Annotated in this window: 22 protein-coding genes; 12 read left to right on the top strand and 10 right to left on the bottom strand. The window is 74.0% G+C overall.

What is annotated here, in order from left to right; genetic code table 11:
- Positions 1-64: 64 nt before the first annotated feature.
- Together ASD18_RS03900 and ASD18_RS03905 are read right to left on the bottom strand one after the other, a co-directional pair.
- Positions 65-1,207, bottom strand: coding sequence for a methyltransferase (locus ASD18_RS03900; RefSeq protein ID WP_235522249.1), 1,143 nt, complete (start codon positions 1,205-1,207; stop codon positions 65-67).
- 4 nt (positions 1,208-1,211) lie between these two features.
- Positions 1,212-1,829, bottom strand: coding sequence for a TetR/AcrR family transcriptional regulator (locus ASD18_RS03905; protein ID WP_056086918.1), 618 nt, complete (start codon positions 1,827-1,829; stop codon positions 1,212-1,214).
- A gap of 253 nt (positions 1,830-2,082) precedes the next feature.
- Between ASD18_RS03905 and ASD18_RS03910 the strand changes: the two genes are divergently transcribed.
- From ASD18_RS03910 to ASD18_RS03920, 4 genes are all read left to right on the top strand, one after another.
- Complete coding sequence (locus ASD18_RS03910; protein ID WP_056086921.1) at positions 2,083-3,336, top strand: GAF domain-containing protein; 1,254 nt, start codon at positions 2,083-2,085, stop codon at positions 3,334-3,336.
- A 149-nt stretch (positions 3,337-3,485) separates the two neighbouring features.
- Positions 3,486-3,617 carry a hypothetical protein gene (locus ASD18_RS21680; protein ID WP_255355434.1) on the top strand — a complete coding sequence of 44 codons (132 nt, stop codon included), beginning with the start codon at positions 3,486-3,488 and terminating at the stop codon, positions 3,615-3,617.
- Positions 3,618-3,680: 63 nt separating this feature from the next.
- Complete coding sequence (locus ASD18_RS03915; RefSeq protein ID WP_056086924.1) at positions 3,681-4,211, top strand: DinB family protein; 531 nt, start codon at positions 3,681-3,683, stop codon at positions 4,209-4,211.
- Positions 4,212-4,348: 137 nt separating this feature from the next.
- Positions 4,349-5,278 (top strand): hypothetical protein, encoded by a 930-nt coding sequence (locus ASD18_RS03920; RefSeq protein WP_056086926.1) that lies wholly within the window; start codon positions 4,349-4,351, stop codon positions 5,276-5,278.
- Here the strand turns inward: ASD18_RS03920 and ASD18_RS03925 are convergent.
- The 4 genes from ASD18_RS03925 to ASD18_RS03940 form a co-directional block, all read right to left on the bottom strand.
- Positions 5,275-6,189 (bottom strand): transglutaminase family protein, encoded by a 915-nt coding sequence (locus ASD18_RS03925; RefSeq protein ID WP_056086930.1) that lies wholly within the window; start codon positions 6,187-6,189, stop codon positions 5,275-5,277. The genes ASD18_RS03920 and ASD18_RS03925 overlap by 4 nt on opposite strands.
- Entirely contained in the window at positions 6,186-8,771 is a 2,586-nt protein-coding gene (locus tag ASD18_RS03930; protein WP_056086933.1) for a circularly permuted type 2 ATP-grasp protein, read from the bottom strand. The genes ASD18_RS03925 and ASD18_RS03930 overlap by 4 nt, the downstream gene beginning before the upstream one ends.
- A gap of 94 nt (positions 8,772-8,865) precedes the next feature.
- Positions 8,866-9,315 carry a hypothetical protein gene (locus tag ASD18_RS03935; protein ID WP_156387879.1) on the bottom strand — a complete coding sequence of 150 codons (450 nt, stop codon included), beginning with the start codon at positions 9,313-9,315 and terminating at the stop codon, positions 8,866-8,868.
- The gene (locus ASD18_RS03940) at positions 9,312-9,869 is read right to left on the bottom strand and encodes an RNA polymerase sigma factor (protein ID WP_082573887.1); all 558 of its coding nucleotides are present in this window, start codon (positions 9,867-9,869) and stop codon (positions 9,312-9,314) included. The genes ASD18_RS03935 and ASD18_RS03940 overlap by 4 nt, the downstream gene beginning before the upstream one ends.
- 131 nt (positions 9,870-10,000) lie before the next feature.
- Here ASD18_RS03940 and ASD18_RS03945 point away from each other — a divergent pair, with 131 nt between their 5' ends.
- The 7 genes from ASD18_RS03945 to ASD18_RS03975 are packed head-to-tail and all read left to right on the top strand — an operon-like array spanning position 10,001 to position 12,982.
- Entirely contained in the window at positions 10,001-10,456 is a 456-nt protein-coding gene (locus ASD18_RS03945; protein ID WP_056086942.1) for an Asp23/Gls24 family envelope stress response protein, read from the top strand.
- Positions 10,453-10,860 carry a hypothetical protein gene (locus tag ASD18_RS03950; RefSeq protein WP_200938467.1) on the top strand — a complete coding sequence of 136 codons (408 nt, stop codon included), beginning with the start codon at positions 10,453-10,455 and terminating at the stop codon, positions 10,858-10,860. Before ASD18_RS03945 ends, ASD18_RS03950 begins: the two co-directional genes overlap by 4 nt.
- Before the next feature lie 9 nt (positions 10,861-10,869).
- Positions 10,870-11,049: a hypothetical protein gene (locus ASD18_RS03955; RefSeq protein ID WP_056086944.1), complete on the top strand. Its 180-nt coding sequence runs from the start codon at positions 10,870-10,872 to the stop codon at positions 11,047-11,049.
- Complete coding sequence (locus tag ASD18_RS03960) at positions 11,042-11,401, top strand: Asp23/Gls24 family envelope stress response protein (protein WP_056086947.1); 360 nt, start codon at positions 11,042-11,044, stop codon at positions 11,399-11,401. Before ASD18_RS03955 ends, ASD18_RS03960 begins: the two co-directional genes overlap by 8 nt.
- Entirely contained in the window at positions 11,398-11,973 is a 576-nt protein-coding gene (locus ASD18_RS03965) for a DUF6286 domain-containing protein (RefSeq protein ID WP_056086949.1), read from the top strand. The genes ASD18_RS03960 and ASD18_RS03965 overlap by 4 nt, the downstream gene beginning before the upstream one ends.
- Positions 11,970-12,548, top strand: a complete 579-nt coding sequence (locus tag ASD18_RS03970) for a hypothetical protein (RefSeq protein ID WP_056086952.1) — start codon at positions 11,970-11,972, stop codon at positions 12,546-12,548. The genes ASD18_RS03965 and ASD18_RS03970 overlap by 4 nt, the downstream gene beginning before the upstream one ends.
- 56 nt (positions 12,549-12,604) lie before the next feature.
- Positions 12,605-12,982: a nuclear transport factor 2 family protein gene (locus tag ASD18_RS03975; RefSeq protein WP_056086954.1), complete on the top strand. Its 378-nt coding sequence runs from the start codon at positions 12,605-12,607 to the stop codon at positions 12,980-12,982.
- A gap of 14 nt (positions 12,983-12,996) precedes the next feature.
- Here the strand turns inward: ASD18_RS03975 and ASD18_RS03980 are convergent, their stop codons facing one another.
- Positions 12,997-13,236: a hypothetical protein gene (locus ASD18_RS03980; RefSeq protein ID WP_056086957.1), complete on the bottom strand. Its 240-nt coding sequence runs from the start codon at positions 13,234-13,236 to the stop codon at positions 12,997-12,999.
- Between the two features lie 73 nt (positions 13,237-13,309).
- On the opposite strand from ASD18_RS03980, the gene ASD18_RS03985 reads away from it, so the two are divergent.
- Positions 13,310-13,915, top strand: coding sequence for a GNAT family N-acetyltransferase (locus tag ASD18_RS03985; RefSeq protein WP_056086960.1), 606 nt, complete (start codon positions 13,310-13,312; stop codon positions 13,913-13,915).
- Positions 13,916-13,919: 4 nt separating this feature from the next.
- On the opposite strand, the gene ASD18_RS03990 is transcribed toward ASD18_RS03985, so the two are convergent.
- From ASD18_RS03990 to ASD18_RS04000, 3 genes are all read right to left on the bottom strand, one after another.
- Positions 13,920-14,687, bottom strand: coding sequence for an ion transporter (locus tag ASD18_RS03990; protein WP_056086962.1), 768 nt, complete (start codon positions 14,685-14,687; stop codon positions 13,920-13,922).
- A gap of 207 nt (positions 14,688-14,894) precedes the next feature.
- A complete protein-coding gene (locus tag ASD18_RS03995) occupies positions 14,895-19,043 on the bottom strand; it encodes a S8 family serine peptidase (RefSeq protein ID WP_056086965.1) in 4,149 nt (1,382 codons plus the stop codon).
- A 123-nt stretch (positions 19,044-19,166) separates the two neighbouring features.
- Positions 19,167-23,300 carry a S8 family serine peptidase gene (locus ASD18_RS04000; protein ID WP_056086967.1) on the bottom strand — a complete coding sequence of 1,378 codons (4,134 nt, stop codon included), beginning with the start codon at positions 23,298-23,300 and terminating at the stop codon, positions 19,167-19,169.
- Between the last annotated feature and the right edge of the window lie 23 nt (positions 23,301-23,323).

A 23,323-nucleotide genomic window follows, 5' to 3' on the forward strand; every position in this document is an offset into this window, starting at 1 on the left:
CTCGCGACGTCCGCGATTCCGGTCGTCCGGACGCTCGGTGGTGCGGATGCCGCGGCGGGGCGGATCAGGTGCGGTCGAGGACGTAGATGCGCGGGTGGTGGCCCTTGGCGAACACGCGGGTGGTGGAGCGGATCCGCCACAGCGCGTCGGCGTCGCGCAGGCAGCGCTCCATGACCTTGACCTCGTGCGTGAGGACCACGAACCGCGCACCGGGAGCGGCGGCGTCGTAGGCGGCCCGGAGCATGCCCGCGTGCACCTCCGCGTTCGTCGCGTGCGTGCCGTGCAGGGTGCCCCACGGCGGGTCGGCGAGGAGCAGGTCCCAGCCGGTACCGACGGCCTCGACCAGCGCGGGTCCCGTGCAGTCGGCGGTCACCAGACGCGCGTCACCGGCGTGCGCGGCGGCGCCGAGGTTCTCCGACGACGCGGTGAGGGCGTCCGCGGACAGGTCCACCCCGACGGCCTCGGCGGCCGGGCCGGCCATGAGGCGCTCGATCAGCAGCGTGCCGGAGCCGCACATGAGGTTGAGCACGCGGTCGGACGGCAGCACCTCACCGAGCCGCACCATCGCGGCGGCGATCGTCGCGTTGACCGCACCGGGGTAGTCCGTCACGCGCCAGCGGCGGGCGGACAGCGGCCGCGCGCCGAGGCGGACGAGCACGTCCCAGCCGGGGTCGCCGGACGGTCCGGGGCGCACGCCGCGGCGGACGCGGACGACCAGCTCGCCCTCCTTCTCGTCGTAGCGCAGGCCGGTGGCCTCGGCGAGCAGCTCGGCCAGCCGCGCGAACACCGCGGAGTCGCTGCCCGCGGCCTCGAACCGGAACGTGGACGAGCTGCCGGTCCGCAGCGACGTGTACATGGCGTCGACGATCCGGGACAGGTGGTCGCCGCTGGTGAGCGACTTGGGGCGCGGGACGTCGAACCGCAGGACGAGGAACGCGGCGACCGCGGTGCGCAGGCCGAGCACGTCGGCGGGCGGACCCCACGTCGCGACGTCGAGGGCGTCCTCGCGGCCGGGCACGGGCGTCGGGGCGCCGTCGAGCATGAGGACCTCGGCGGCCTCGTCGGCCACCACGTCCTCGAGCCCGGGCAGGAACGTCAGCTCGAGCGCCGTGGAGCGGCGGGCTGTCGGGCGGGACCGGGGTCGTCGTTCGGAAGGATGGCTGCCGTGGTGAGCGGGGGGTGGTCCGCCGCGTGCGCGCTTGGCCACCAGGTCAGGCCGGCACGGGGACAGGTGCAGCGGCGTCCGCTCCGACAGCCCGGAGCACGAACGCCTCGGTCTGCTCGATCGCGCGCTCGCGCTCGGGGCCCTCGGAGGGCACGCCGCGCCCGGACAGGCAGGCGTTGACCAGGGGGACGGTGACGTCCAGGTCCTGCGGAGGGAACGCGCCCGACTCGATGCCGGCCGCGAGGATGCGGCGCAGGATCTGCTCGACCACCATCACGTGCTCGCGGACGCGCTGCTGGGTCCCTCGGGACAGGACCGACCGCAGCTCCGGGCCGGGGGCCAGGTGGTAGACGCGGGTGAGCGCGGCCTGCTGGCGGACGTACGTCTGGAGCTGCTCGGTCGGGTCCTCGATGTCGTCGAGCGCGCGCTGCAGCGTGGCCGCGTACTGCTCGGTCTCGTGCGTGATGAACCCGAGCAGGAGGGACTCCTTGTCGGGGAAGTGGTTGTAGACCGCCGTGCGGCCGACGCCGGCGGCGGACGCGATCTCGGCGAGCGTGATGGCGTCGAAACCCTGCTCGGCCATCAGCGTGGAGAGCGCCGCGAAGAGCTTCTGGCGCGTCTGCTCCCGGTGCTCGTGCAGGGAACCGCCGATGATCTTGGGCATCGTGACATCATCGCACGTTCTGTCACCAAATGGCGTGCCCCGTCGAACACCCTCACCTATGCCGGCACTGGGTGGCCGGCCCGACGCGGCGGTCGACGAACCGATACAGGGCCGTGTTGCCCGTGATCATGCGGGCGAACTGTCGGAAATGTGCACAGATCGGCGGTTCGTGTTCCTACACTCGGAGTGCGCGGGGGCCGGTCGGTCTCCGCGCATGCATGCGTTCTCGACGGCGCAGTCGGGAGGAGACGGGATGACGGAGATCGCGGACGCCGCGCGTGTGCGTGCTGCCCACGAGCGCTTCGTCACCACGGGCCAGCTCTCGAGCCGCGTGGTCCGCTCCGTCGTCGCCGACTCCTGGCGGCGGAGCCGGCGCAGCGGCGTCGACCCGGAGGTGCAGAACGCACCGGTCGACATGGGCGGCACGGACCTGGTCGGCTACCGGAGCTCGCTGGCGCTCGCGGCGGCGATGCCGGTCGTCCGCGAGCTGCTGGTCCGGCCCGGTGCGGCCGCGGGCTGGATGACCGCCCTGACGGACGACGTCGGCCGGATGCTGTGGGTCGAGGGCGAGTCCTCGTTGCGCAGCCGCGTCGAGACCGTCGGGTTCGTCGAGGGCGGTGTCTGGCGTGAGGAGTGCGCCGGCACCAACGCGCTCGGGACCGCCCTGGCCACCGATCAGCCCGTGCAGGTGGTCGGGACCGAGCACTACGCGCGCACCGTGCATCCCTGGAACTGCGCGGCGGTCCCGGTGCACAGCCCGCAGGGCCGGGTGCTCGGGGTGCTCGACGTCACCGGCGGAGACGTCGTGGCCTCGCCCCTCGTGATGTCCCTGGTCCGTGCCACCGTCGCGGCGATCGAGGCCGAGCTGGCCCGGGTCGCGCCCGGGCACGCCGGGCCGTCGTCGTCGGTGCTGCTGCGCACCCCGGGCCCGGTGGCACGGCTGCGGGTGCTGGGCACGCCGATGCTGCATCTCGGCACCGCGGATGCCCGGCTGAGCCTGCGGCACGCGGAGATCCTGCTGCTCCTGGCCAGGCATCCCGCCGGGCTCAGCGGCGACGAGCTCGCGGTGCTGCTCAGCCAGAACGAGCTGTCGGACGTCACCGTCCGCGCCGAGGTGTCCCGCCTCCGACGCCTCGTCGGCCCCCTGCTCAGCGAGTCCCGGCCGTACCGGCTGACGTCCACCGTGCGCACCGACGCGGACATGGTCCATGCCCTCCTCGGCTCGGGCGACACGGACGCGGCCCTGACCGCCTACCCGGGCCCGGTGCTGGCGAGGTCGTTCGCGCCGGGCGTCGTGCGCATCCGTGAAGAGCTCACGGCGGACCTCCGGGCCGCCGTCCTGGCCAGCCCGCAGCCCGCGGTGGTCAGCCGCTGGCTCGCGTGCGACGACGGCGCCGACGACTGGCAGGCCTGGGAGCGGCTCGCGTGGCTCGCGCCCAAGGGCTCCCCGGTGCACGTCCGCGCGGTCGGTCGGCTCGACCTGCTCGGCCGCCGCCTCGGCACCTAGCACCAGCCTGCAACCCTTCTGCAACGTGGTGCGCCCTAGCGTCTGCACCAGTGAGCACATACCCCCGGGGGGGCGGACGTGCGCGCTGCGGCTGGGCGAGGATCGGAGGGGAGCTTCGCCCGGCCGCGACGTGCGAGGGGGAGATCTGCATGGCTGCAGGAACGGACAGTCCCGGGTCTCGGGACGACCAGTGGATCGCCGGCGAGATCGTCGCGCCGGACGCCGCCCGGTTCGACGGAGGGCAACCGCCCTTCCCCTACGTCGAGACCGTCGTCCGCTGACCTGGCCGGGCTTCGACGGTCCGTGGCAGCAGTGCGCCGGTCGCGTCGTCTAGCCTGCCCTGCATGGCGAACGACGAAGAGATCCAGCCCGACACCAAGGACTGGACGTGGGTCCTGTCGCAGCGCTGCCCCGAGTGCGGGTTCACCGCCACGGACGTCGCCGGTCCGGCGATCGGCGCCACGGTGCGGGACCTGACGCCGCGGTGGGTGTCCGCGCTGCACCGCCCGGACGCGCGGGACCGGCCGGCGCCGACCACGTGGTCGACCCTGGAGTACGGCGCGCACGTGCGGGACGTGTTCCGGATCTTCGACGGGCGCCTCGGGCTCCTGCTCACCCAGGACGACCCCCTGTTCGAGAACTGGGACCAGGACGCCACCGCGATCGCCGAGCGGTACGACCTGCAGGACCCGGTCGTGGTGGCCGACGAGCTGGCCGACGCCGCCGACGTCATCGCCGACCGGTTCGACTCGGTGGCTGACCAGCAGTGGGACCGCGCGGGGCGCCGCTCGAACGGCTCGGAGTTCACGGTGCGGACGCTCGGGCAGTACTTCCTGCACGACGTGGTCCACCATCTGCACGACGTCCGCGGCTGAGTTGTCCACAACTTTCGTCCACACCCGTGTGCAACAACGTTTAAGTTGTGGATAACCCCGTGACCAGCGTCGACTCGCCGAGAAGGCGCGCCGCGACGTAACACGCCCGCATCACAACCTGTGTACCGTCCGGCCGCATGAGCCTGCCGCAGGTCGTCCTCCCGGGGGAGCTCGACGGCCGCCACGTCCTCGTCGTGCCGCGGGGCACCGACGTCGTCGCCATGGCCACGGCGTGGTTCCCCGAGACCGCGTGGACGCGGGAGCCGGTGACCGCCGCGCAGGCGACGGCGAGCGCGCGGCCCATGACCGGCGCTCGGTTCCGCGGCATCGTCGCGGACGTGGCAGAACCGAGTCCGGGTGTGCTCCGCCTGGACGGGGCGGCCTCGCTCGAGGGCCCGATCCCAGCCGGGCCCACGGTCGCGCACGCGGCCGGGCTGTCCCCGCAGGACGTCGACCTGTACGCCCTCGTGCCCGCCGACCCGCGCGCCTCGCTGGACGTGGTCTACGGCTGGATGTCCGCCGCCGCCCGCCGCGCCGCCGGCAGCATCGTCCCCGCGGAGCGGACCCAGGTCGTCGTCCCCGACCCCGGCTCGGCGATCGACCTGACCCTCTGGTCGCCCATCCCGCTGTCCGCCCAGGACGCGCTGCCCCTCGTGCGGCCGGCGATGACCGGCGCCCGGGTGGGCCCGACCGACGTCCCGCACCCGCAGCAGGCCGAGGGGAGCTCCGGCCCGCCCACGTTCTCCGTGACCGCGACCTTCGAGTACGACGGCGCGATCACCGTGAGGACGGGCCGGTCCAGCGAGGTCCCCGTGGCGCTGTCGCGGCTCGACTGGCGGGAGTTCGGGCCCTGGTCGTACCACGTGAGCTGGCAGCCGCCGGAGCCGGCGGAGCTGCGCAACGAGCACCCCTCGCAGCTCCACCTGATCGCGCGCTCGCGGGTGGAGCCGTCGATCGCCCGCGTCGCTGCCGCGCTGTGGCGGGCGGTGGGCGGGACCGTCGTGGACAGCGGCGGGTTCGTCGTGACGCCCGACGAGCTGCGTGACCGGGCGACGGCCCGACGCTAGGCGAACGGCTCGCTGCCGGACGGGACGAGGTCGACGGAGACAGTCAGGCGCGAACCCGAGCCCTCGGTGAAGATGACCCCGCGCAGCGGCGGCACGTCGTCGTAGTCACGACCCCAGCCGAGCAGCACGTAGCGGTCGTCCACCAGCTGGTCGTTGGTGGGGTCGACCTCCACCCAGCCGGCACCGGGCACCCACGCGGACACCCAGGCGTGCGAGGCGTCGGCCCCGCGCAGCTTCTCCCGGCCCGCCGGCGGACGGGTCTCGATGTAGCCGCTGGAGTACCGCGCGGGCAGCCCGTGCAGGCGCAGCGCCGCGATCATCAGGTGCGCGAAGTCCTGGCAGACCCCGGCCTTCTGCGCGAGCAGCTGGGCCTGCGTGGTGTGCACGGTGGTGGAGCCCGACCGGTACGCGATCTCGGTGCGGATCCGGTGCGCCAGCTCGACGAGCACCTCGATGACCGGTCGGTCGGTCTCGAACGTCGGGGCGGCCCAGTCCCTGACCTCGTCGGCGAACGCCACGTGCGGGGACGGCAGCAGCACCTCCCGCAGGTCGACGATGCCCGGGTCCAGCCGGCCCACCTCGCCCGCCGCCACGCGACGCGCGACCTCGTGCCAGCCGACGGTCGGCAGCGCCGCGGGATCGGGGGCGTGCCGCGTCACCTCGATGGTCGAGCGCGCCGTGACCACGAGCCGGGTGTGGGGCGTCGTGACCCCGAAGTAGGTGGTCCGGTTGCCCCAGTAGTCCACGTGCGCGGCGGTGTCGGCGGGGGGCGGCTCGATCTCCACGGTCGTCGACAGGCACGACTGCCCGGGCACGTCGCGCGGCGTCATCGTCGTGCGGCCGTAGGAGTCCGTCACCACGTTGGCGTACGTGTACGTGGTGCGGTGCACCAGGTCGTAGGTGCGGGTCACTCGCCACCACCGTCCCGGGCGTCCCAGGGGTCCTCGAGCGCGCGGCTCGGGGCCAGCCGGACGAAGTGCACGCGCTCGATCTCGTCGGCCGCCGCGTGCAGCCGCCAGAGCATCGACTCCAGGGCCTCCGCCAGCCGGGCGCGCCGGCCGTCCTCGGTGACCGCGCCGGCGATCGCCACCGGGTCCACCTCGGCGAGCAGGTCGACGACGTCGGACAGCAGGTGGTCGCGCTGGTCGGGCGCGCGGCCGGCGAGGGGGACCAGCGCGAGCGACTCCTGCAGCCGGTCCAGCTGGTAGGCCAGCGACCGGGGGTTGGTGGGGTCGAGCAGCAGGAGCTCGAGCAGCTCGGCCAGGCCCGCGCCGGTCTGGTGCCGGCGGCGGAACGTGATGGCCGACTCGTGCGCCAGCAGCACGGACTCGCGGACCACCGAGTCGACGTCCGCCGGGCGCTGCTGCACGACGGTGGCGAGCAGGCTCTCGACCAGGTGCTGGGCGCGCTCGATGCGTCGGCCGGCGTCCAGGAACTGCCAGCCGACGTCCCGCACCAGCCCTTCGGCGGTGATCCCCGCGATGGCGAGCAGCCCTTCCAGGACCTTGTCGAGCGCGGGCCGCAGCCCGGCCGTGGCGGTGCTCCCGCTGACCACCCCGAGGTCGAGCGAGTCCGCCCCGGAGGTGCGGCCGCGGGTCTTGTTCCGCTCGTCGCGCAGCGCGCGCTCGATGCGGGCGAGCGGGCCGAACGTGTCGGTCGACAGCTGGTCGCGGACCGCAGCGGCCGAGGCCGCGAGCCGACGGACCGAGCGCGCGACCGTGCCCGTGGTCTGGGGGTCCAGCACGAGGTCGCGGAAGCGCGGGGTCGGTCCGTCGGTGGGGGTCAGGGACGAGAGGAGGACCGCGAGCGCCCGCCCGCCCGCGGACGCCGGTCGCTGGTGGAAGTCGTCCCAGCGGTCCACGACGACGCGCAGCACGCGGCTGGCGTCCTCGGCCCGCTCGGCGTAGCGGCCCATCCAGTACAGGTTCTCGGCGGTGCGCGGCGAGATGCCGGTGGCCGGGCGGCGCTGCGCGGGCACCTCGCCAGCCGAGGACTCGTCGGACGGCACCCACGGCTCGACCGGCGCGTCGGGCTGTGTGGAGAGCACCCACACGTCCTTGGCGGCGGCACCGAGGGCCGACGAGACGACGTGCCCGGACGCGACGCGCGCGAGCCCGCCGGCCATCACCGTGTACGTCTCCCGGTGCGCGACCGCGTACGTGCGCAGCACCGCGGCCCGCGGCCCGAGGTCGGCGGGCCCGATGCCCTCCGCGGAGGGCAGGTCGCTGCCGACGCCGACGGGTGCGCCGTCGATCGTCGGCCCCGCCGGACCCACCGGCTCCTGGCCCACCCACAGCCACGGCTCGGCGCTGATCCGGGCCGCCAGCTGCTCGCGCTCGCGGTGGCTCAGCGTCCAGCCGAGGATCGTGCCGACGTCGGTGCCGCGGACCGTCGGCAGGATCACCAGCTGGTCCAGGCGCGTCACCACGTGCTGGAGCGACCGCGCCTCGCCGCACCACCACGTGGGGGCCGACGCCAGCGCGAGGTCCTGGTCGAGCACCGCGTTGGCCAGCCGCGGGAGGTAGGTGAGCAGGGCCGGGTTCTCCAGCACCGAGCTGCCCAGCGGGTTGACCACGCTCACGGCGCCGGCACGCACCGCCCGGACCAGTCCGGGGACGCCGAGGCGCGAGCCCTGCCGCAGGTCCAGCGGGTCGCACCACTCGGCGTCGACGCGCCGCAGGATCACGTCGACCGGCTCGAGGCCCTCGACACCGCGCATCCACACGCGGCCGTCCCGGACCAGCAGGTCGGAGCCCTCGACCAGCGGCAGGCCGAGCATGGAGGCCAGGTAGGCCTGGTCGAACGCGGTCTCGCTGGACGGCCCGGACGTCAGCAGGACCACCCGCGGCTGCTCGGCCTGACCGGGGGCGACGGCCCGCAGCGCCAGCCGCAGCGCGCGGAAGAACGGCCCGAGGCGCTGGATGGACGCCTGCCGGTACACCCCCGAGAGCACCTGCGCGACGATGCGCCGGTCCTCCATCGCGTACCCGACGCCCGAAGGAGCCTGCGTCCGGTCGGCCACCGCGCACCAGGCGCCGCCGGCGTCGCGCACCAGGTCGGTGGCGGTGAGCACCAGCTCACGCCCGCCGGGCAGCCGCAGCCCGTCGACCGCGCGCACGAACCCCGGGTGGCCCAGCACGACCGTCGGGGGGAGCAGCTTGTCGGTGAGCAGGAGCCGGTGGCCGTAGGCGTCCTGCAGGATCGCGTCCAGCAGCTCGGCACGCTGCACGAGCCCCGCGTCGAGGCGGGCCCACTCCGGCTCGTCGACGATGACCGGCAGGGGGTCCAGGTGCCAGGGGTGCTCGCCGTCCTCCTGGTCCGCGCCGTACGTGACGCCGTGGTCGGCGAGCAGCCGCTCGGCCTCGTCGCGAGCGCGCGCCAGGCCCGACGCGGTCGGGATGTCCGCCGGGTCGGGGAGCCACGACCAGTCGGCGCGGTGGTCGACCGTCCCCGGCTCGCCCAGGGGGCGCGGGGAGGAGAGCAGGTCGGTCACACAGAGGAGTGTGTCTTACGGCAGCCCATCTGGGCGGCCTGCGCAGCGTGTCTTGCCGGACTCCGCGACCTCGACGGCCGGGGACGGCGCGCGGTCAGAGCTGTCGGCGGTCCCTCGTCACGTCCTGCACCGAGACGTCGACGCGCACGCGGTCCACCGGTGGCCGGGCGAGGCCGAGCGTCTCGGCGACGGCGGTCGCGGCGAGGCTGCGGACCTCGTCGGCCAGCGGGACCAGCGGGGTGCCGTAGAGCGCGACGAGCTCGACGGTCAGCCGGTCCAGGTCGTCCTGCGAGGTGGTGGTGCACGTGATCCGCAGGACGCCGGCGTCGGCCACGGTCGCGAGGGCGGCTCCCACGCGCGACACCACGACGGTGGACGCCACGAACAGGGGGCCGTCCGGCAGCGCGCCACCACGGACGGGGGCGGACGGGCGGAACGCACGGACGGCGACCGCCACGACGTCGTCACGCAGGGCGACCCACCCGCTGTCGGTGTGCTCGCGCAACGACCGAGCGGCCTGCGTGAGCAGCTGCTCAGCGTTCACCGCCACGCCTCCATCCGCTGGATCAGGTGGCCACGCGCCCGGTGGAGCTGGCCGCGGACCGTGCTGGTCGTCGTTCCCGACACCTCGGCGATCTGCTCGTACGACAGTCCCTCGACCTCCCGCAGCAGCCACGTCGACCGTGGCCCCGGTGGCAGCTCACGCAGCGCCGCGTTCAGCGCCTCGAGCAGGTCCGTCCCCTCGGCTGAGCGTTCCGGGTCGATCGCGTGACGATCCACCTCGTCGACCGGGACGAAGGGCAGGGGCAGAGCCGTGCGGGTCCGACGACGCTGCAAGGACCGCACCTTGTGCGCCGTGATGGCGAACAGCCAGGTGCGCAGCGCCGACCGGCCCGCGAACTGTGGCAACGAGGTCCACGCGGCTGCGAACGCCTCCTGCACGCAGTCCTCGGTGTCCTGTGGATCATCGAGCATGCGGCGGGCATAGCGATAGAGGGCCGGGCCATGCCGGTCGACGATCACCCGGAACGCGGCGCGGTCGAGCAGTGCCGCCCGCCGGGCAAGCACCTCGTCCGGGACCCCCTCGTCGTCGTCCATCCCGAGCAGCGTGCGTCCGCCGGTCAGGCACCGCATCCTGGCGCATGTGACCCACGTCACATCTGGGATCCGTGACGAATCGGCCGGAACCGCGACCAACCGTGTACGTCCACCAGTCGAGAGAGGTCACCATGAGCGAGTCCGCCACGACAGTCACCGCCCCCGCCACCCGCGCCCGGCAGAGCGCGCTGGTCACGCCCGAGGGCAGCACGACCATCGCCGACACCGTGGTCAGCAAGATCGCGGGCATCGCCGCGAGCGAGGTCAGCGGGGTGCACTCGCTCGGCGGCGGCGCAGCCCGCGCGATAGGCAACCTGCGCGAGCGCATCCCCGGTGCCCGCACCAACCACTCCCAGGGCGTCTCCGTCGAGGTGGGCGAGACCGAGGCGGCCGTTGACCTCGACCTGGTCGCCGAGTACGGCGTCTCGATCGCGGACCTGGCCGACGGCATCCGGCGCAACGTCATCAGTGCCGTCGAGCGCATGACCGGCCTGCACGTCGTCGAGGTCAACGTGACCGTCAACGACGTGCACCTGCCGCAGGACGACGCGCAGCCTGCGGCACCCCAGGAGCAGCGGGTCCAGTGACCGAGCTCCCGGATCACGTGCCCACGCCGCTGGAGGTGGCGTCCGACGTGGCGCCCCTCGACCTGGCCGAGCCCGTGCCCGAGGTCGTCCCGCCCGCCGAGGTGGTCGTCATCGCCGACGTCGTCCCGGAGCCGCTCACCCCGTCCGAGGTCGTCGCGGCGACCGTCCTGGCGGTTGCCGGCGTCGTCCGGCTGCACGGCGGTCGCTTCGGGGAGCTGGGCACCTACCTGCCCGGCCGCCGGGTGACCGGGGTCCGGATCGACGACGGGGGCACCGAGGTGCACGTCGTCGTCTCCGACCTCGTCCCCGTGCCCGAGACGGCGGCTCGGGTGCAGCGGGCCGTCTCCGCGATCGCACCCATGCCCGTCCGCGTCCACGTCGAGGACATCGACACCATCGTCTGAGGAGTCACCGTGTCATCTGTCGCCATCGGGCTGTTCGCCGGCCTGCTGCTCGCTCTCGTCGCCGCCGTCGGCGGGTTCGACATGTTCATGCTCGCGGTCGTCCTCGCGGCCGTCGGGGTGGTCGTCGGCCTCGCGGTCGACGGTCGGATCGACGTCACCGGCCTCGTCTCCGGCCGCGGCCGTGGCTGACGCCCGCGGGACGCTCACCATCGCCGACCGCGCCCTCACACGGATCGCCCGTCAGGTGACCCTCGAGGTCCCCGGTGTCGCTCCGGAGGAGGAGTCCGTCGGCACGGTCGAACGCACGCTGGGCCGCGGCTACCCGCGCGTCCGCTGGCAGCGGGCCGGCTCCAAGGCGCGCGTCGAGGTGGAGGTGGCGATCACCTGGCCGGCCTCGGCCGCGCAGGTCACCACAGGCGTCCAGGCTGCGCTGCGCCAGGAGCTCGAGCGCCTCGCAGGTCAGGACCTCGCCCACGTGAGCGTCGCCGTGCGCGAGGTCGTCCGTGCGGCGAGCGCTCGACCGGTCGCGAGGGTGCGATGACGCACGTCGAGACCCCGCGCGGGTTCGCTCCCGCTGCCGCTGCCACACGGGCCGGCAGGGTCGCCTGGTGGAGCATCGCGCTCGCGGCCGTGCTGGTCGTGCTCGGAGTCCTCGTGGTGCGCGAGGCCCTCGTCGCCGCCGGGCGGGTCGACGGCGAGCCTTGGATCGCGCCTGTCGTGGACAGTGCCGACGGTGTCGTGCCGTCGACGCTGGTCACCGCGGTGGGCGTCGTCGTCGCCCTGCTCGGGCTGTGGCTCGTGGTGGTCGCGCTGGGCCGACGGGTCCGCACGCGGCTGGACGTCACGTCCTCGACCGGGGCGACCATCGGCGTCGGGGACGCCGCCCGGCTCGCCGCCTCGGCCGCTGACGAGGTCGACCGGGTGCTCTCCGCGCGGGCGTCGGCCACCCGCCGGTCCGTGACCGTCACCGTGTCGACCCTCGAGGGCGACGACGTGACCGATGCCGTGCGCGCGGCCGTGACCGAGCGGTTGGCGCCGCTGGCGCAGCCGCTGTCGGTCAAGGTGGTCGGTCGCACGACCGCCGGGCTCCACTCGGGAGGTGACGGGCGATGAGGCGTTCGATCCTGGGGTTCGACCGGGTGCTCGTCCTGCTGCTCGGGCTCCTTCTGATCCTGGTCGGCGTGGCCGCAGTGGGCTGGCAGACGGGATTCCTGGAGTCCCTGTGGCCCGAGGTGCCCGACGAGGTCGCCGTCGACTCCGGCCAGGTGACCGGGTCGTCGAGCTTCGCGGCCCTCGCCGGGATCGTCGGCGGCGCCCTCGTCGTCATCGGGCTCTGGTGGCTCCTGGCGCACCTGCCCCGACGGTCCGTCGGGTCGCTGCGGCTGCCGTCCGGGGCGCAGCCGGGCCGGCTGCTGGTCGATCCGGGCCCGGCGGTGGCGACCGCCGCGGAGGTGCTCGCCGAGGACCCGATGATCCGGTCCGCCAAGGGTGCCGTGCTCGCGGACCGGGGTGAGCTCGTCGTGCGCCTGCGGGCCACCGTCGACCCGGACGTGGACCTCGGAGCCGTGGTCGACGCGTGCGACGGCGTGCTCGCCGACCTCGCGCAAGTCCTGCCCACCGACCAGCTGCGCTCGCGCGTCGAGCTGTCGGTGCTGCGCCGCGGAGCGGTCGGTCCGCGGGTGAGCTGACGCCGCGTCGGTGGTCGGGTGGAGACTCGGACCCACACCGAGCGGAGGAGGCGGCGATGGGCCGGGATGCGGTCACGGGATGGGTCGAGCGGTACGAGCACGCGTGGCGCACGCAGGACGTGGACGGGCTCGACCGCCTGTTCGCGGAGGACGCGCGGTATCTGCGCTCGCCGTACGACCCGGAGCCCCTGGAGGGGCTCGAGGCGATCCGCGGGTTCTGGGTGGACCCCACGCCGTTCACCATGACGGCGGAGGTGATCGCGGCCGACGGTCAGGACGCCGTGGTCCGGGTGGAGTTGCAGTACGGCGGCAACAAGCCGCAGGAGTACAAGGACCTCTGGGTGCTGCGGTTCGGGCCGGACGGGCGCGCCGAGCTGTTCGAGGAGTGGGCGTACTGGCCGGAGAAGACGTACACGGCCTCGGCAGGAGCCTGACCGCGCGTCCGGGCTCAGTGCAGCAGGTTGACGATCTCCCAGGACCCGGGGTCGGGCTGGAGGGCGATCCGGTCGCGGGCGAGGGCGAACGCTTCCTCGGGCGTCGAGACGACGACGCTGGCGTGGAAGGTGCTCGCGGTGCTCAGCACGCTGTAGTAGGGGCCCAGGGGGTTCCCGTCGTCGTCACACTTGCCGACGGCGACGATGAACGCCTGGTGCATCAGGTCGGTGGTGGTGTCGGTGAGGAGCGTCACACCGTAGTCATCGGCAGATCGGCGCCGGACCTGGAACCCGGAGTGCGGGTGAGGCCGTGAGAGGGTCGTCGTCATGCCTGCAGTCATCCGGCCGTTCCACCCGTCCGACCTGCCCGCGCTCTACCGGATCTGCCTGGGCACAGGCGACGCGGGCGCCGACGCCACGGCGCTCTACCGCGACCCTGACCTGCTGGGACACGTCTACGCGGGGCCGTACCCGATCGCCGATCCCAGCCTGACGTTCGTCGTCGTCGACGAGCTCGGCCCGGTGGGCTACATCCTGGCGACGTCGGACACCCAGCGCTTCGAGGAGTGGCTCGAGCGGGCGTGGTGGCCCACGTTGCGGGCGCGCTACCCGCTCGGCGAGGACCCGCACGACGGCACCGAGGACCACGTGGTCGTCGGCCGGATCCACGAGTGGGCGGCCGCCGACGAGTCCCTGGCGGACCGGTTCCCCGCCCACATGCACATCGACCTGCTCCCGCGTGCGCAGGGTCAGGGGCTCGGGCGTCGACTGGTCGAGACGCTCTCGGCGGCGCTGCGCGAGCGAGGGGTGCCCGGTCTGCACCTCGGCGTCGACAGCCGGAACGAGGGCGCGATCGCGTTCTACTCGCGGGTCGGGTTCACGGAGGCGCAGCGGCACGGCTGGGGCAGGACGCTGACGCTCGACCTGACCTGAGCGCTCAGTCCGGACGTCCGTCGCGGTGCAGGGCGAGCACGCGGTCGACATCCTCGACCGTGACGCCCGGCAGGTCGAGGACGTGCCGCAGCTGCGCCAGCGCGTCGACCCGCTCGGGAGCCTTCCGCGGGGTCAGGAACAGGTTGGCCAGGTAGCCGGTGAACGTCCCGAAGATGCCGACACCGACCACGATGATGATCGCGCCGACGATCCGGCCGGCGGTCGTCACGGGGTACTGGTCGCCGTAGCCGACGGTCGAGATGGTGACGACGGTGTACCAGAGGGAGTCCGAGGCGGTCGTGATGTTGGCGTCCGGGGCGCCGCTCTCGACGCGCAGGATCGTGAGGCTGCCGAACTGGAGCACCAGGATGCCCGTGAGCAGCAGGGTGAACAGCGCGCTGCCTGCTCGGTCCCGCACGAGGGTCCGCAGGACGGAGCGGCCGCCGACCCCCCGCATGAGCCGGAAGACGCGGACCAGGCGGAAGATGCGCAGGAACTTGAGCTGGGCCAGCGGCAGGCTGGCGAGCAGGTCGGCCCACCCGAAGTGCCGGAAGAAGTAGTCCTTGCGCGAGGGTGCGGTGGCGAGCCGGTAGGTGAAGTCGATGAGGAAGATCACGCTGAAGATCGCGTCCATCGCCAGCAGGACGTTCTGCAGGTCGCCGTCGCCCCGGGCCACTGCGACGAGGACCAAGTTGACGATCGACAGCAGCGACAGCGCGCCGATGAAGATCTCGTACCCGATGTTCTTCAGCTCGCTGCGCGGCGCGCTCACGCGACGAGTGTGGCACCCGGCTCGGGCCCGGCCGGTGCCCCGACCTCCGTGTCGCCCCACTTCTGGGTCATGGCATTCGTGTGACGAGTGTCAATGACTGCTTGACTCTGGAGCGGGCGAGGGGCACGCTGGTCACGACGTCGCAGGGCCGGTCCCCAGGAGGGTGGGGACCGGCCCTGCGCGACGTGCAGGGCCTGCGAGGCGCGGCTAGCCGTACGTGCGGAAGTAGCCGAACGCGTCAACCACGAGGTCGGTGTCCGACGAGGCGGCGTAGAACGTGTCCTTACCGCCCGCGCCGAGCCGCAGGATCGCCAGGTTGGCCTCGTCCCGGCCGGGCACCAGGTTGATGCTCGACACCTCGGGGAGCGATGCCGGGACGGTCGTCGGGAACGCGCGGACGTGCGTGAGCCGCCGTGGGCCGACCCCGGCGAGGTTCAGCACCGCCGCGGTCGCGTCCGCGGGCACGACGGCGCCGGTCACCTTCAGGTCGGCGGGCACGCCGGCGCGCAGCGGACCGGCGAACCCGAGCGCGGCACGCGTGTCCGCCAGTCGGGTCGGGGCGACGGGGACGAAGCCGTTGTCGCCCGTGGACGTGTAGTAGCCGGCGATGTCCGCCACGAGGTGGGTGGCCGCGGCGCTGACGAAGAACCGGACCCGGCCGCCGTCACCGACCTTGACGGTCACCAGGTTCGCCTGGTCCCGGCCGGCGTACAGGTTCAGGTTGGAGACCGTCGGCGGGGTCTGGTCCTCGCCGGGGTCCGGCACCGGGTAGGCGCTGACGTAGCACCGGCCCGTCACGGAGGTGCCGGTGACGTTGAGGACCACCGACGACGCGTCCACCGGGACGCCGCCGACGCCGGCCACCTGCAGGTCGACCCAGCGGCCGCCGGTGACCTGTCCGGAGCGCACCCCGGTACCGGTGCGGGTGTCCATCACGCGCGCCGGGGTCATGGGCTCGAACGCCGCCGCGCCGCCGGGGCTGTAGTAGCCGGCCACGTCGGCGATCAGGTGCACGGAGCTCCCGTCGGGCATGAGCGTGACGGACCGGTCGGCGCCGAGCGCCACGGTGACCAGGTTCGGCTGGTCGACGCCGGGCACCATGTTGAGGTTCGAGACCGTGGGTGGGGCGCCGGACCCGGTCGGCGTCGGGAAGACGCGCACGTTGCCCAGCGATCCCTGCCCGACCGCGGTCACGGTCATGACCACCGCGGTCGCGTCCGCGGGGAGCCAGCTCAGGTCCAGCCGACGCTTCTCGCGCCCCTGGACCACCCCGTACCCGCCGGTCATCGGGTCGCGGGTGTCCAGCACGCGCTTCGGGGACACGGGGGTGAAGCGAGAGCCGCCCGCGGCCACCGTGAACCACGTGCGTGAGGGCTCCGGCTGGACGGCCCCGGCGGTGTCGACCAGTCCGGAGACGACCACCTCGTAGTGGCCGCCGGGCGACAGGTCCGTCGACGGAGTGAGGCGGATGGTCCGGGTGGCGGCGTCGTACGTCCGGGTAGAGCTCACCAGAGCGCCCCGCGCGTCGACGAGCCGCACGGTGGTCGGGGTCACCGACGACGCCTGGATCGGGGCCTCGAGCGTGACCGTCACCGTCGGACGGACGTCGACCCCGGACGTGTGCGGAGCGGGGGTCAGCCCTCGCACCCAGCCATGGCCGAGGGTGTCGTCGAGGCCGGGGGTGTCGAGGTCGATCTGGCGCAGGACGGTCAGGTCGTCCTCGGGCGTGACGATCTCGGCAGTGCCGTCCTGGTCCAGGTCGACGACCCTGATGTGCTCGCGCCACCCGCTCGCCAAACCGGGGAGCTTGACCCGGTCGGGCGACGTCAACGTCCCGTCAGCCTTCTGGTACCAGATGCGGATGACGTTCTCCTGCACGTTGTCCACGACGACGTCGGTGCGGCCGTCCCCGTCCACGTCCGCCAGCGTCAGCGGCAGGGCGTCGGTGCTCGCGATCCCCGCGGCGTACGTGGCGGGCGTTCCGAACCCGCCTCCGGGTGCGCCCGGATGGACCCACACCCGGGAGCCGGAGCGGTCCGTGCGCACCACGTCAGGGCGCCCGTCGCCCGTGAGGTCCGCCACGGCGACGTCGCCGTCCGGGTGACCGACCTGCGGCAGGTCCTTGGCCTCGAAGGACCCGTCCGCGAGCTGGCGGTACCAGGAGCTCGTCCCGACGAGGTCGACCCGACCGTCGGCGTCGACGTCCCCGGCCCGGGCCCAGCGCCAGGTGTGGGCGAACGACGGCCCCGTCGTGAAGTGACCTGCTCCGTCGTTGAGCGCGACGGTCGTGCCGTAGGTCGGGTACGGGTACGGCTCGTCCGGGGAGTAGAGGCTGGTCAGCACCAGGTCGACGTGCCCGTCCGCGTTCATGTCCGCGGGCACCACGTCCTCGCCGACGCCCCCGCCACCGACGACCGCCCCCGCGGTCAGGTGCCCGTCGGACTGGAGGAACGTGCGGAACCCCTCGTCCCAGGACCAGAACCCGCGGTTCCTCGAGTACACGAGGTCGTCGTCGCCGTCGCTGTCCAGGTCGGCGACAGCGACGGCCCAGAGCGGGTTCTCCCCGGCCGGGACGGGATCCGCCACGGTGGTGCTCTCCGGCCCCACGCGTCCGTCCCCGAGGCCGGGAAGGACGACGATCCGGTTGGGGAACGAGGCGGTGGAGGCCACGTCGAGGATGCCGTCACCCGTCAGGTCTCCGACCCCGAACCGCCCTTCCCGGCCCGACACGAGGACCGAGGACGCGACGAAGGCCGTGCGAGCCGGATCGGAGTCGACCGAGATGCGGTAGGGCCACGGACCGGCCGCCGCCTCGGCCGTGGTCACCCGGACGTAGAGGGGCCCGGCAGCCGCGGCGGGGACGTCGATCGGCGCGTGGGCGTAGCCGTCGTCGAACCGCGCCACGATGTCGCCCGACGCGTTCCGGACCTCGATGATCGGCCTGAACGTCGGACCGTCGATGGTGAGCGAGTAGAACCCGCGCGCCGGTGCGTCGAACCGGTACCAGTCCTCGTCGCCCTCCGGTGCGAGCGTCGCGGACGACCCGGCGGTGGGGAGCAGCCGGGCTGTGGCGCGCGTGTCGTCGCTCGTGCCCGGGTCGGACGCCAGGCGGTCGAGCGGCACGGTGGGGGCGGCCGGGCTGGCGTCGCCCGCGGTCACCGCGGCGGCGGCGTCCACGATCCCGGAACCGAACCACGGGTCCTGCCCGCGCGGGCCGGCGTCCTGCGCGGTCTGCACGAGCCGCAGCTCGAGCTCTGCCGGGGTCAGCGCGGGAAACCTGCCGCGGACCAGGGCGGCCACACCGCTCACGACGGCGGCCGAGGACGACGTGCCGTGGAGGCCGAGGTGCTGACCCGGTGCCGCGAGGGAGACGGTGTCACCCCAGCTCGACTCCGTGAGGAGACCGGCCCCGTTGTTGGCCGAGACGGACAGCAGGCCGGCGACGTCGGGTGCGTAGGCCGCGGGGTACTGCGGTGCCTGGCTGCCCTCGTTGCCCGCCGCGGCGACCACGACGGCACCCGCGGCCGTCGCGGCCTCGATCGCGTCCCGGAGCACCGGCGACGTGGCCGGGCCGGCGATCGACACGTTGACGACGTCGGCACCGTTCGTGACCGCCCACGCGATGCCCTCCGCGAGCCGGGAGTCCGGGGTCCGCCCCGTCTGGTCGAGCACGCGCACCGGGAGGACCTGCGATCCGTGGGCGACTCCCGCCGACCCGACGCCGTTGTTCGCCCGGGCCGCGACGATCCGGGACACGGCCGTGCCGTGGATGCTCTGGGTCAGCTGGGGATCCGGCTCCGTCGGCACGAGGTCGACCCCTGGCTGCACCGCCCCGCCGAGGTCCTCGTCCGCGGCGTTGGTCCCCTCGTCGACCACGGCGACGACGACGCCCTCGCCGGTGGCCGCGTCCCACGCCCGCGGGAGGCGGATCGACGCCACCTGGGCGCGGGTGTACGTGAACGAGTTGAACGCCAGCTCCGGGTCCGACGGCCAGCCGGCTGCCTCCCGGAGGTGGTCCAGCTGGACCGCGGCAACCCCCGCGGCAGTACGCAGCTCCGCGGCGACCGCGGGCAGGTCGGTGCGGGTGACCGTCAGCGCGCGCCAGCTGGTCGCGCCGACCGCGCCGGCGTCGGTCGCCCCCACGGCGGCGCGCGCGGCGCCGCGCTGGTTCTCCGTCGCACCGTCCGTGAAACGGACCAGCACGCGACCGGTCGCGGACTCGCCGACTGTGTCGTCGGCGGCAGCGGTGACCACGGCGGCCGGCAGCGCGGCGGCGCCCGGTGCGGTCGAGACGGGGACGACGGCCCCGACCAGGACGAGGGCGCCGATCAGCGGACTGGCGACACGGGCGGACATGGGCTGTCTCCGGGGTTCGTGCGTGCGACGGCGGTGCCGCGGTCCGCATGGGTGGCGACAACGTAGCGCCGACCGGGTGACGCCCGTGGGCGATTCACCCGGTCGGGCGAGATCAGGTCAGGCTCAGCGATACGTCCGGAAGTAGCCGAACGCGTCGACCACCAGGTGCGTGTCCGAGCTGTGCGCGTACAGGGTGATCCGACCTCGGTCCCCGACCCGGACGATCGCCAGGTTGGACTCGTCCCGGCCGGCCGCGAGGTTGATCGTCGAGATCAGCGGCAGCGTCGCGGGCACCGTCGTCGGGAAGGCCCGCACGTGCGTCTGGCTCCTGGGTCCGACGCCGGCGATGTTCAGGACGACCGCCGTCGCGTCCGTCCCGAACGGCGCTCGCCAGAGCTCCAGGTCGACCGGGACGCCCGCCCGCAGGATGCCGGGCAGGTGGCTGCTCGTCCGGGTGTCCGCCATGCGCACCGGGGTCACGGGGACGAAGCCGTTGTCGCCCGTGGCCGAGTAGTAGCCGGCGAGGTCTGCGACCAGGTGGGTGGACGACGTGTTCACCCAGAACCGGATGCGCCCCCCGTCACCCACCTTGACCGTGACGAGGTTCGACTGGTCGCGGCCCGGGTAGAGGTTCAGGTTCGACGTCCCCGGGGACTCGTCGGGGTAGCCGGCATCGGGGCTCGGGTACACCGAGACGAAGAGCCGCCCGGCGACGCTGGTTCCTGCGACGTTGAGCACGACGGCCGAGGCGTCCGCGGGCACCGAGCCCGTGCCGGCGACCTTGAGGTCCACCCAGTGACCACCGGTGAGCGGGCCCTGCGTCACTCCCGTCCCGTTGCGCGTGTCCAGCACGCGTGTGGGGTCGAGGGGCTCGAACGCCGTGCCGCCGCCGGGGCTGTAGTAGCCGAAGAGGTCGACGATGAGGTGCGTCGTCGGGCCGTCCGGCACGAGGCTGACCATCCGGTCCTGCCCGATGGCCACCGTCACCAGGTTCGGCTGGTCGACGCCCGGCACCAGGTTGAGGCTCGCGACCGTCGGCACCGGGGCGCCGGGCTTCGTCGGGAAGACCCGCACGTTGCCCAGCGAGCCGTGCCCGGCCGAGACCACGGACAGGACGACGGACGTCGCGTCGGCGGGCAGCGGGCTCAGGTCGAGCTGCACCTCCTCGCCCGAGGCCACCGCGCCGAAGTCGTCGAGCCGCGTGTCGGCGATGCGGACGGGGTCGATGGGCGTGAACCGGTCGCCACCGGCGGCCACCGTGAACCACGACCGCAGGGGCTCGTCCTGGGTGTCGCCGGACGCGTCGACGAGGCCGCCGACGACGACCTCGTAGTGGCTGCCACGGTCCAGGTCGACCGTGGGGGTGAGCAGGATCCGCCTCGGGTTGGTGGAGTAGGTCCGGGTGGCGGGCACCTCGGCCCCGTCGGCGTCGACGAGACGCACCGTGGCAGGCAGCGGCGTACGGAGGTCGCGGTCCACGAGCACGGTCACCGTCGGGCGCCGCTGGGCCCCCGAGACGTGCGGGCCCGGGGTGATGCCCGAGACCCAGGCGCGGCCTTCCGTGTCGGCGCGCGAGCGCTGGACCGCGATGTTCACCGCGTTGCTGCCGACCGTGACGGCATCGAGCGAGCCGTTGCCGTCCAGGTCCGCGAGGCTCAGACCGCTGCGCCGCATGGTCCCGGGAGCCTGCGCCAGCGGGACGACGGCCGGGCCGGCGAGGCTGCCCCCGCGTTGCAGGAGGACAGCGAGCCCGGAGTAGGTGGTGAGCGCGACCACGTCGGTCTTGGCGTCGCCGTCCACGTCGCCGAGGCGCAGAGTGCTGACCGACAGGAACGGGAGGGAGTGGCGCACCGTCGACCCGAACGTGCCGTCGCCCCTGCCGGGCTCGACGGCGATCGTCCCGTCCCCGAGCGAGGCGTGGACCAGGTCGTTGGCGCCGTCGCCGGTCACGTCACCGAGGGCGATCTCGTCGAGGCCGAGACCGGGCATCGCGGTCCCGGCCGACGCCAGGCCGCCCGCGGTGGAGAGGTAGATCCGGTTGCCGACGACGAGGTCGGCGACCGCGTCCCCGTCGAGCCGGCCCGCGGCCATGCCCGTCGCTGCCCCGAGGTCGAGCGGCTGGAGGGTGAAGACACCCGTCCCGCCGTTGGTCGCGATCCGTGTCGGTTGGCCGGCGATCACGAGGTCGCGGTCGCCGTCGCCGTCCGTGTCGTACGGGAGGATCTCGCGCGGCGACCACGGGTTGGCGACCGAGCTCGTGGCCGTGAGCGCGCCGCCCGACTGCGTGAACGTCCACACGCCGTCCAGCGCGCCCACGAGAACGTCGACGTCGGCGTCTCCGTCGACGTCGGCCAGGGCGATGTTCCCGCTGGTCCACCCGGCGCCCGACGGGACGGGCACGTCGATGCGCGCACCCGTGCGGCCGCCGCCTGCGCCCGGAAGGACCGTGAAGGAGGTCTCGCCGGCTGTCGCTCCGACCACGTCGGCGATGCCGTCTCCCGTGACGTCACCGACCGCGACGGCGTCCCGGGCGGATGCCGGCGCGGTCGTGGAGGCGAAGTCGAAGGGCCGGGCGGTCGGGTCGAGCGTCAGCTCGTACTGTGCGTCGCTCGCGGCGCCGTTCGCGTTGGTGACGGCGACGAGCACGTCCCCGGCGGCGGCCATGGGGAACGTCAGCACGGTGGGGTCCTGGAGGCCGAGCCCGAGGCCGTCGGCAGTGCCGAGGAGTGCGCCGTCGAGCGAGCGGACCTCCAGCGACGGGTCGAGCGCTCGGGAGGTGAGGGGCTGGAACCCGGCGTCCGCGCTGATCCGGTAGAAGCCCGGTGCCGAGAGGCTGAACCGGTACCAGTCGGCGTCGCCCTCGGGTGCGATCGCGCCGCTCACCTGGGTGCCACTGATCGCGACCGCGGTCCGGGCCGTGTCGTCCCCGCCGCCGTCGCCGGCCGCGCGGTCGAGCGGGACGGCCGCGGCGGCCGTGAACGAGTCGCTCGCGGTCACGGCCGTGGCGGCGTCCAGGACGCCGAACCCGTAGTAGGGGTCGATCCCGCGGGGCCCGGCGTCGCGGGCGGTCTGCACGAGACGCTCCTCGACCTGCTCAGGAGTCATCGTGCTGGCGTGCGCGCGCACGAGGGCGGCGGCGCCGGAGACGAACGGGGCGGCGAACGACGTCCCGCTGCTGAACACGTAGGTGCCGCTGGACGCATCGGGCCCGACGATCTCGTAGCCCGGCGCCGCGATGGAGACCCAGTCGCCCCAGGTCGAGAAGTCCGTCAGGGCGCCGTCGTCGTCGGTCGCGGAGACGGCGAGCAGACCGTCCACCTGCGGGGCGTAGGCGGCGGGGTACTGCGGCGCGTCGGTGCCGTCGTTGCCCGCGGCCGCCACGACGACCGCCCCGGCCGCGACCGCCGACTCGATGGCGTCGAGCAGGACGGGGGACTCGTCGGGACCAGCCAGGGAGAGGTTGATGACCGTCGCGCCCTGCGACACCGCGTACGCGATGCCGGCGGCGATCCGGGAGTCAGGGCCCTCACCGAGCTCGTCGAGCACGCGGACGGGCAGGATCTGCGCGTCGTAGGCGGCGCCGACGGACCCGACCGTGTTGCTGCGCGCGGCGATGACGCCGGCGACGAGGGTGCCGTGCCCGAGGGGGTCCCGGGGGTTGCCGTCGTTCGTCACCAGGTCGGCGCCCGGGAGCAGGCCGCCGAGGTCGGCATGGGGGGAGACGCCCGTGTCGAGGACCGCGACCGTGACGCCTGCCCCTGTGCTCGCGTCCCACGCGCGCGGCAGCCGCAGGAGGTCGAAGTACGGCCACGTGCTCTCGAGCGCGGGATCGGCGGTCCACTGCGTGGCGCGCCGCACGTGGTCGAGCTGGACGTCGGCGACCCGCGGGTCCTCGGCCAGTCGCGCGACGACCGTCTCGGGGTCCTCGTCGCCGACCGCGACCTCCGTGTACGACGTCCCCGGGATGGCGTCCGCCGCCGTCACGCCGGCGGCGTCGAGCGCGGACCGCTTCTGCGTCCCGGACGTGCGGGGCGCCCAGCTGACGAGGACCCGGTCCGGCGCGAACTCCTGGCCGGTCGACAGGGCCGGCGCGGCGAGCGGGGCGAGGTCGCCGCGATCCGTCGGCCGCTCGTCCGTCCGCGGGTCCGGGGCGTCCACGGCGGTGGGGACAGCCGTGGAGGCCCCGACGGCGGAGGTGCCCGCGCACAGCAGGGCGGCGGACACGGTGGCGACGACGAGGGCGCGAGCGGTCTTCACGGTGCTCCAAGCAGTGGCTGATG

Origin of the sequence: Cellulomonas sp. Root137, assembly GCF_001426725.1 — a bacterium.
Taxonomy (GTDB): domain Bacteria; phylum Actinomycetota; class Actinomycetes; order Actinomycetales; family Cellulomonadaceae; genus Cellulomonas.

Excerpts from the sequence above, each read along its gene's own strand:
- ASD18_RS03905 (WP_056086918.1), bottom strand. The coding sequence starts at position 1,829 with ATGCCCAAGATCATCGGCGGTTCCCTGCACGAGCACCGGGAGCAGACG.
- ASD18_RS03910 (WP_056086921.1), top strand. The coding sequence starts at position 2,083 with ATGACGGAGATCGCGGACGCCGCGCGTGTGCGTGCTGCCCACGAGCGC.
- ASD18_RS21680 (WP_255355434.1), top strand. The coding sequence starts at position 3,486 with ATGGCTGCAGGAACGGACAGTCCCGGGTCTCGGGACGACCAGTGGATC.
- ASD18_RS03915 (WP_056086924.1), top strand. The coding sequence starts at position 3,681 with ATGGCGAACGACGAAGAGATCCAGCCCGACACCAAGGACTGGACGTGG.
- ASD18_RS03920 (WP_056086926.1), top strand. The coding sequence starts at position 4,349 with ATGAGCCTGCCGCAGGTCGTCCTCCCGGGGGAGCTCGACGGCCGCCAC.
- ASD18_RS03940 (WP_082573887.1), bottom strand. The coding sequence starts at position 9,869 with ATGGACGACGACGAGGGGGTCCCGGACGAGGTGCTTGCCCGGCGGGCG.
- ASD18_RS03945 (WP_056086942.1), top strand. The coding sequence starts at position 10,001 with ATGAGCGAGTCCGCCACGACAGTCACCGCCCCCGCCACCCGCGCCCGG.
- ASD18_RS03965 (WP_056086949.1), top strand. The coding sequence starts at position 11,398 with ATGACGCACGTCGAGACCCCGCGCGGGTTCGCTCCCGCTGCCGCTGCC.
- ASD18_RS03970 (WP_056086952.1), top strand. The coding sequence starts at position 11,970 with ATGAGGCGTTCGATCCTGGGGTTCGACCGGGTGCTCGTCCTGCTGCTC.
- ASD18_RS03975 (WP_056086954.1), top strand. The coding sequence starts at position 12,605 with ATGGGCCGGGATGCGGTCACGGGATGGGTCGAGCGGTACGAGCACGCG.
- ASD18_RS03985 (WP_056086960.1), top strand. The coding sequence starts at position 13,310 with ATGCCTGCAGTCATCCGGCCGTTCCACCCGTCCGACCTGCCCGCGCTC.
- ASD18_RS03995 (WP_056086965.1), bottom strand. The coding sequence starts at position 19,043 with ATGTCCGCCCGTGTCGCCAGTCCGCTGATCGGCGCCCTCGTCCTGGTC.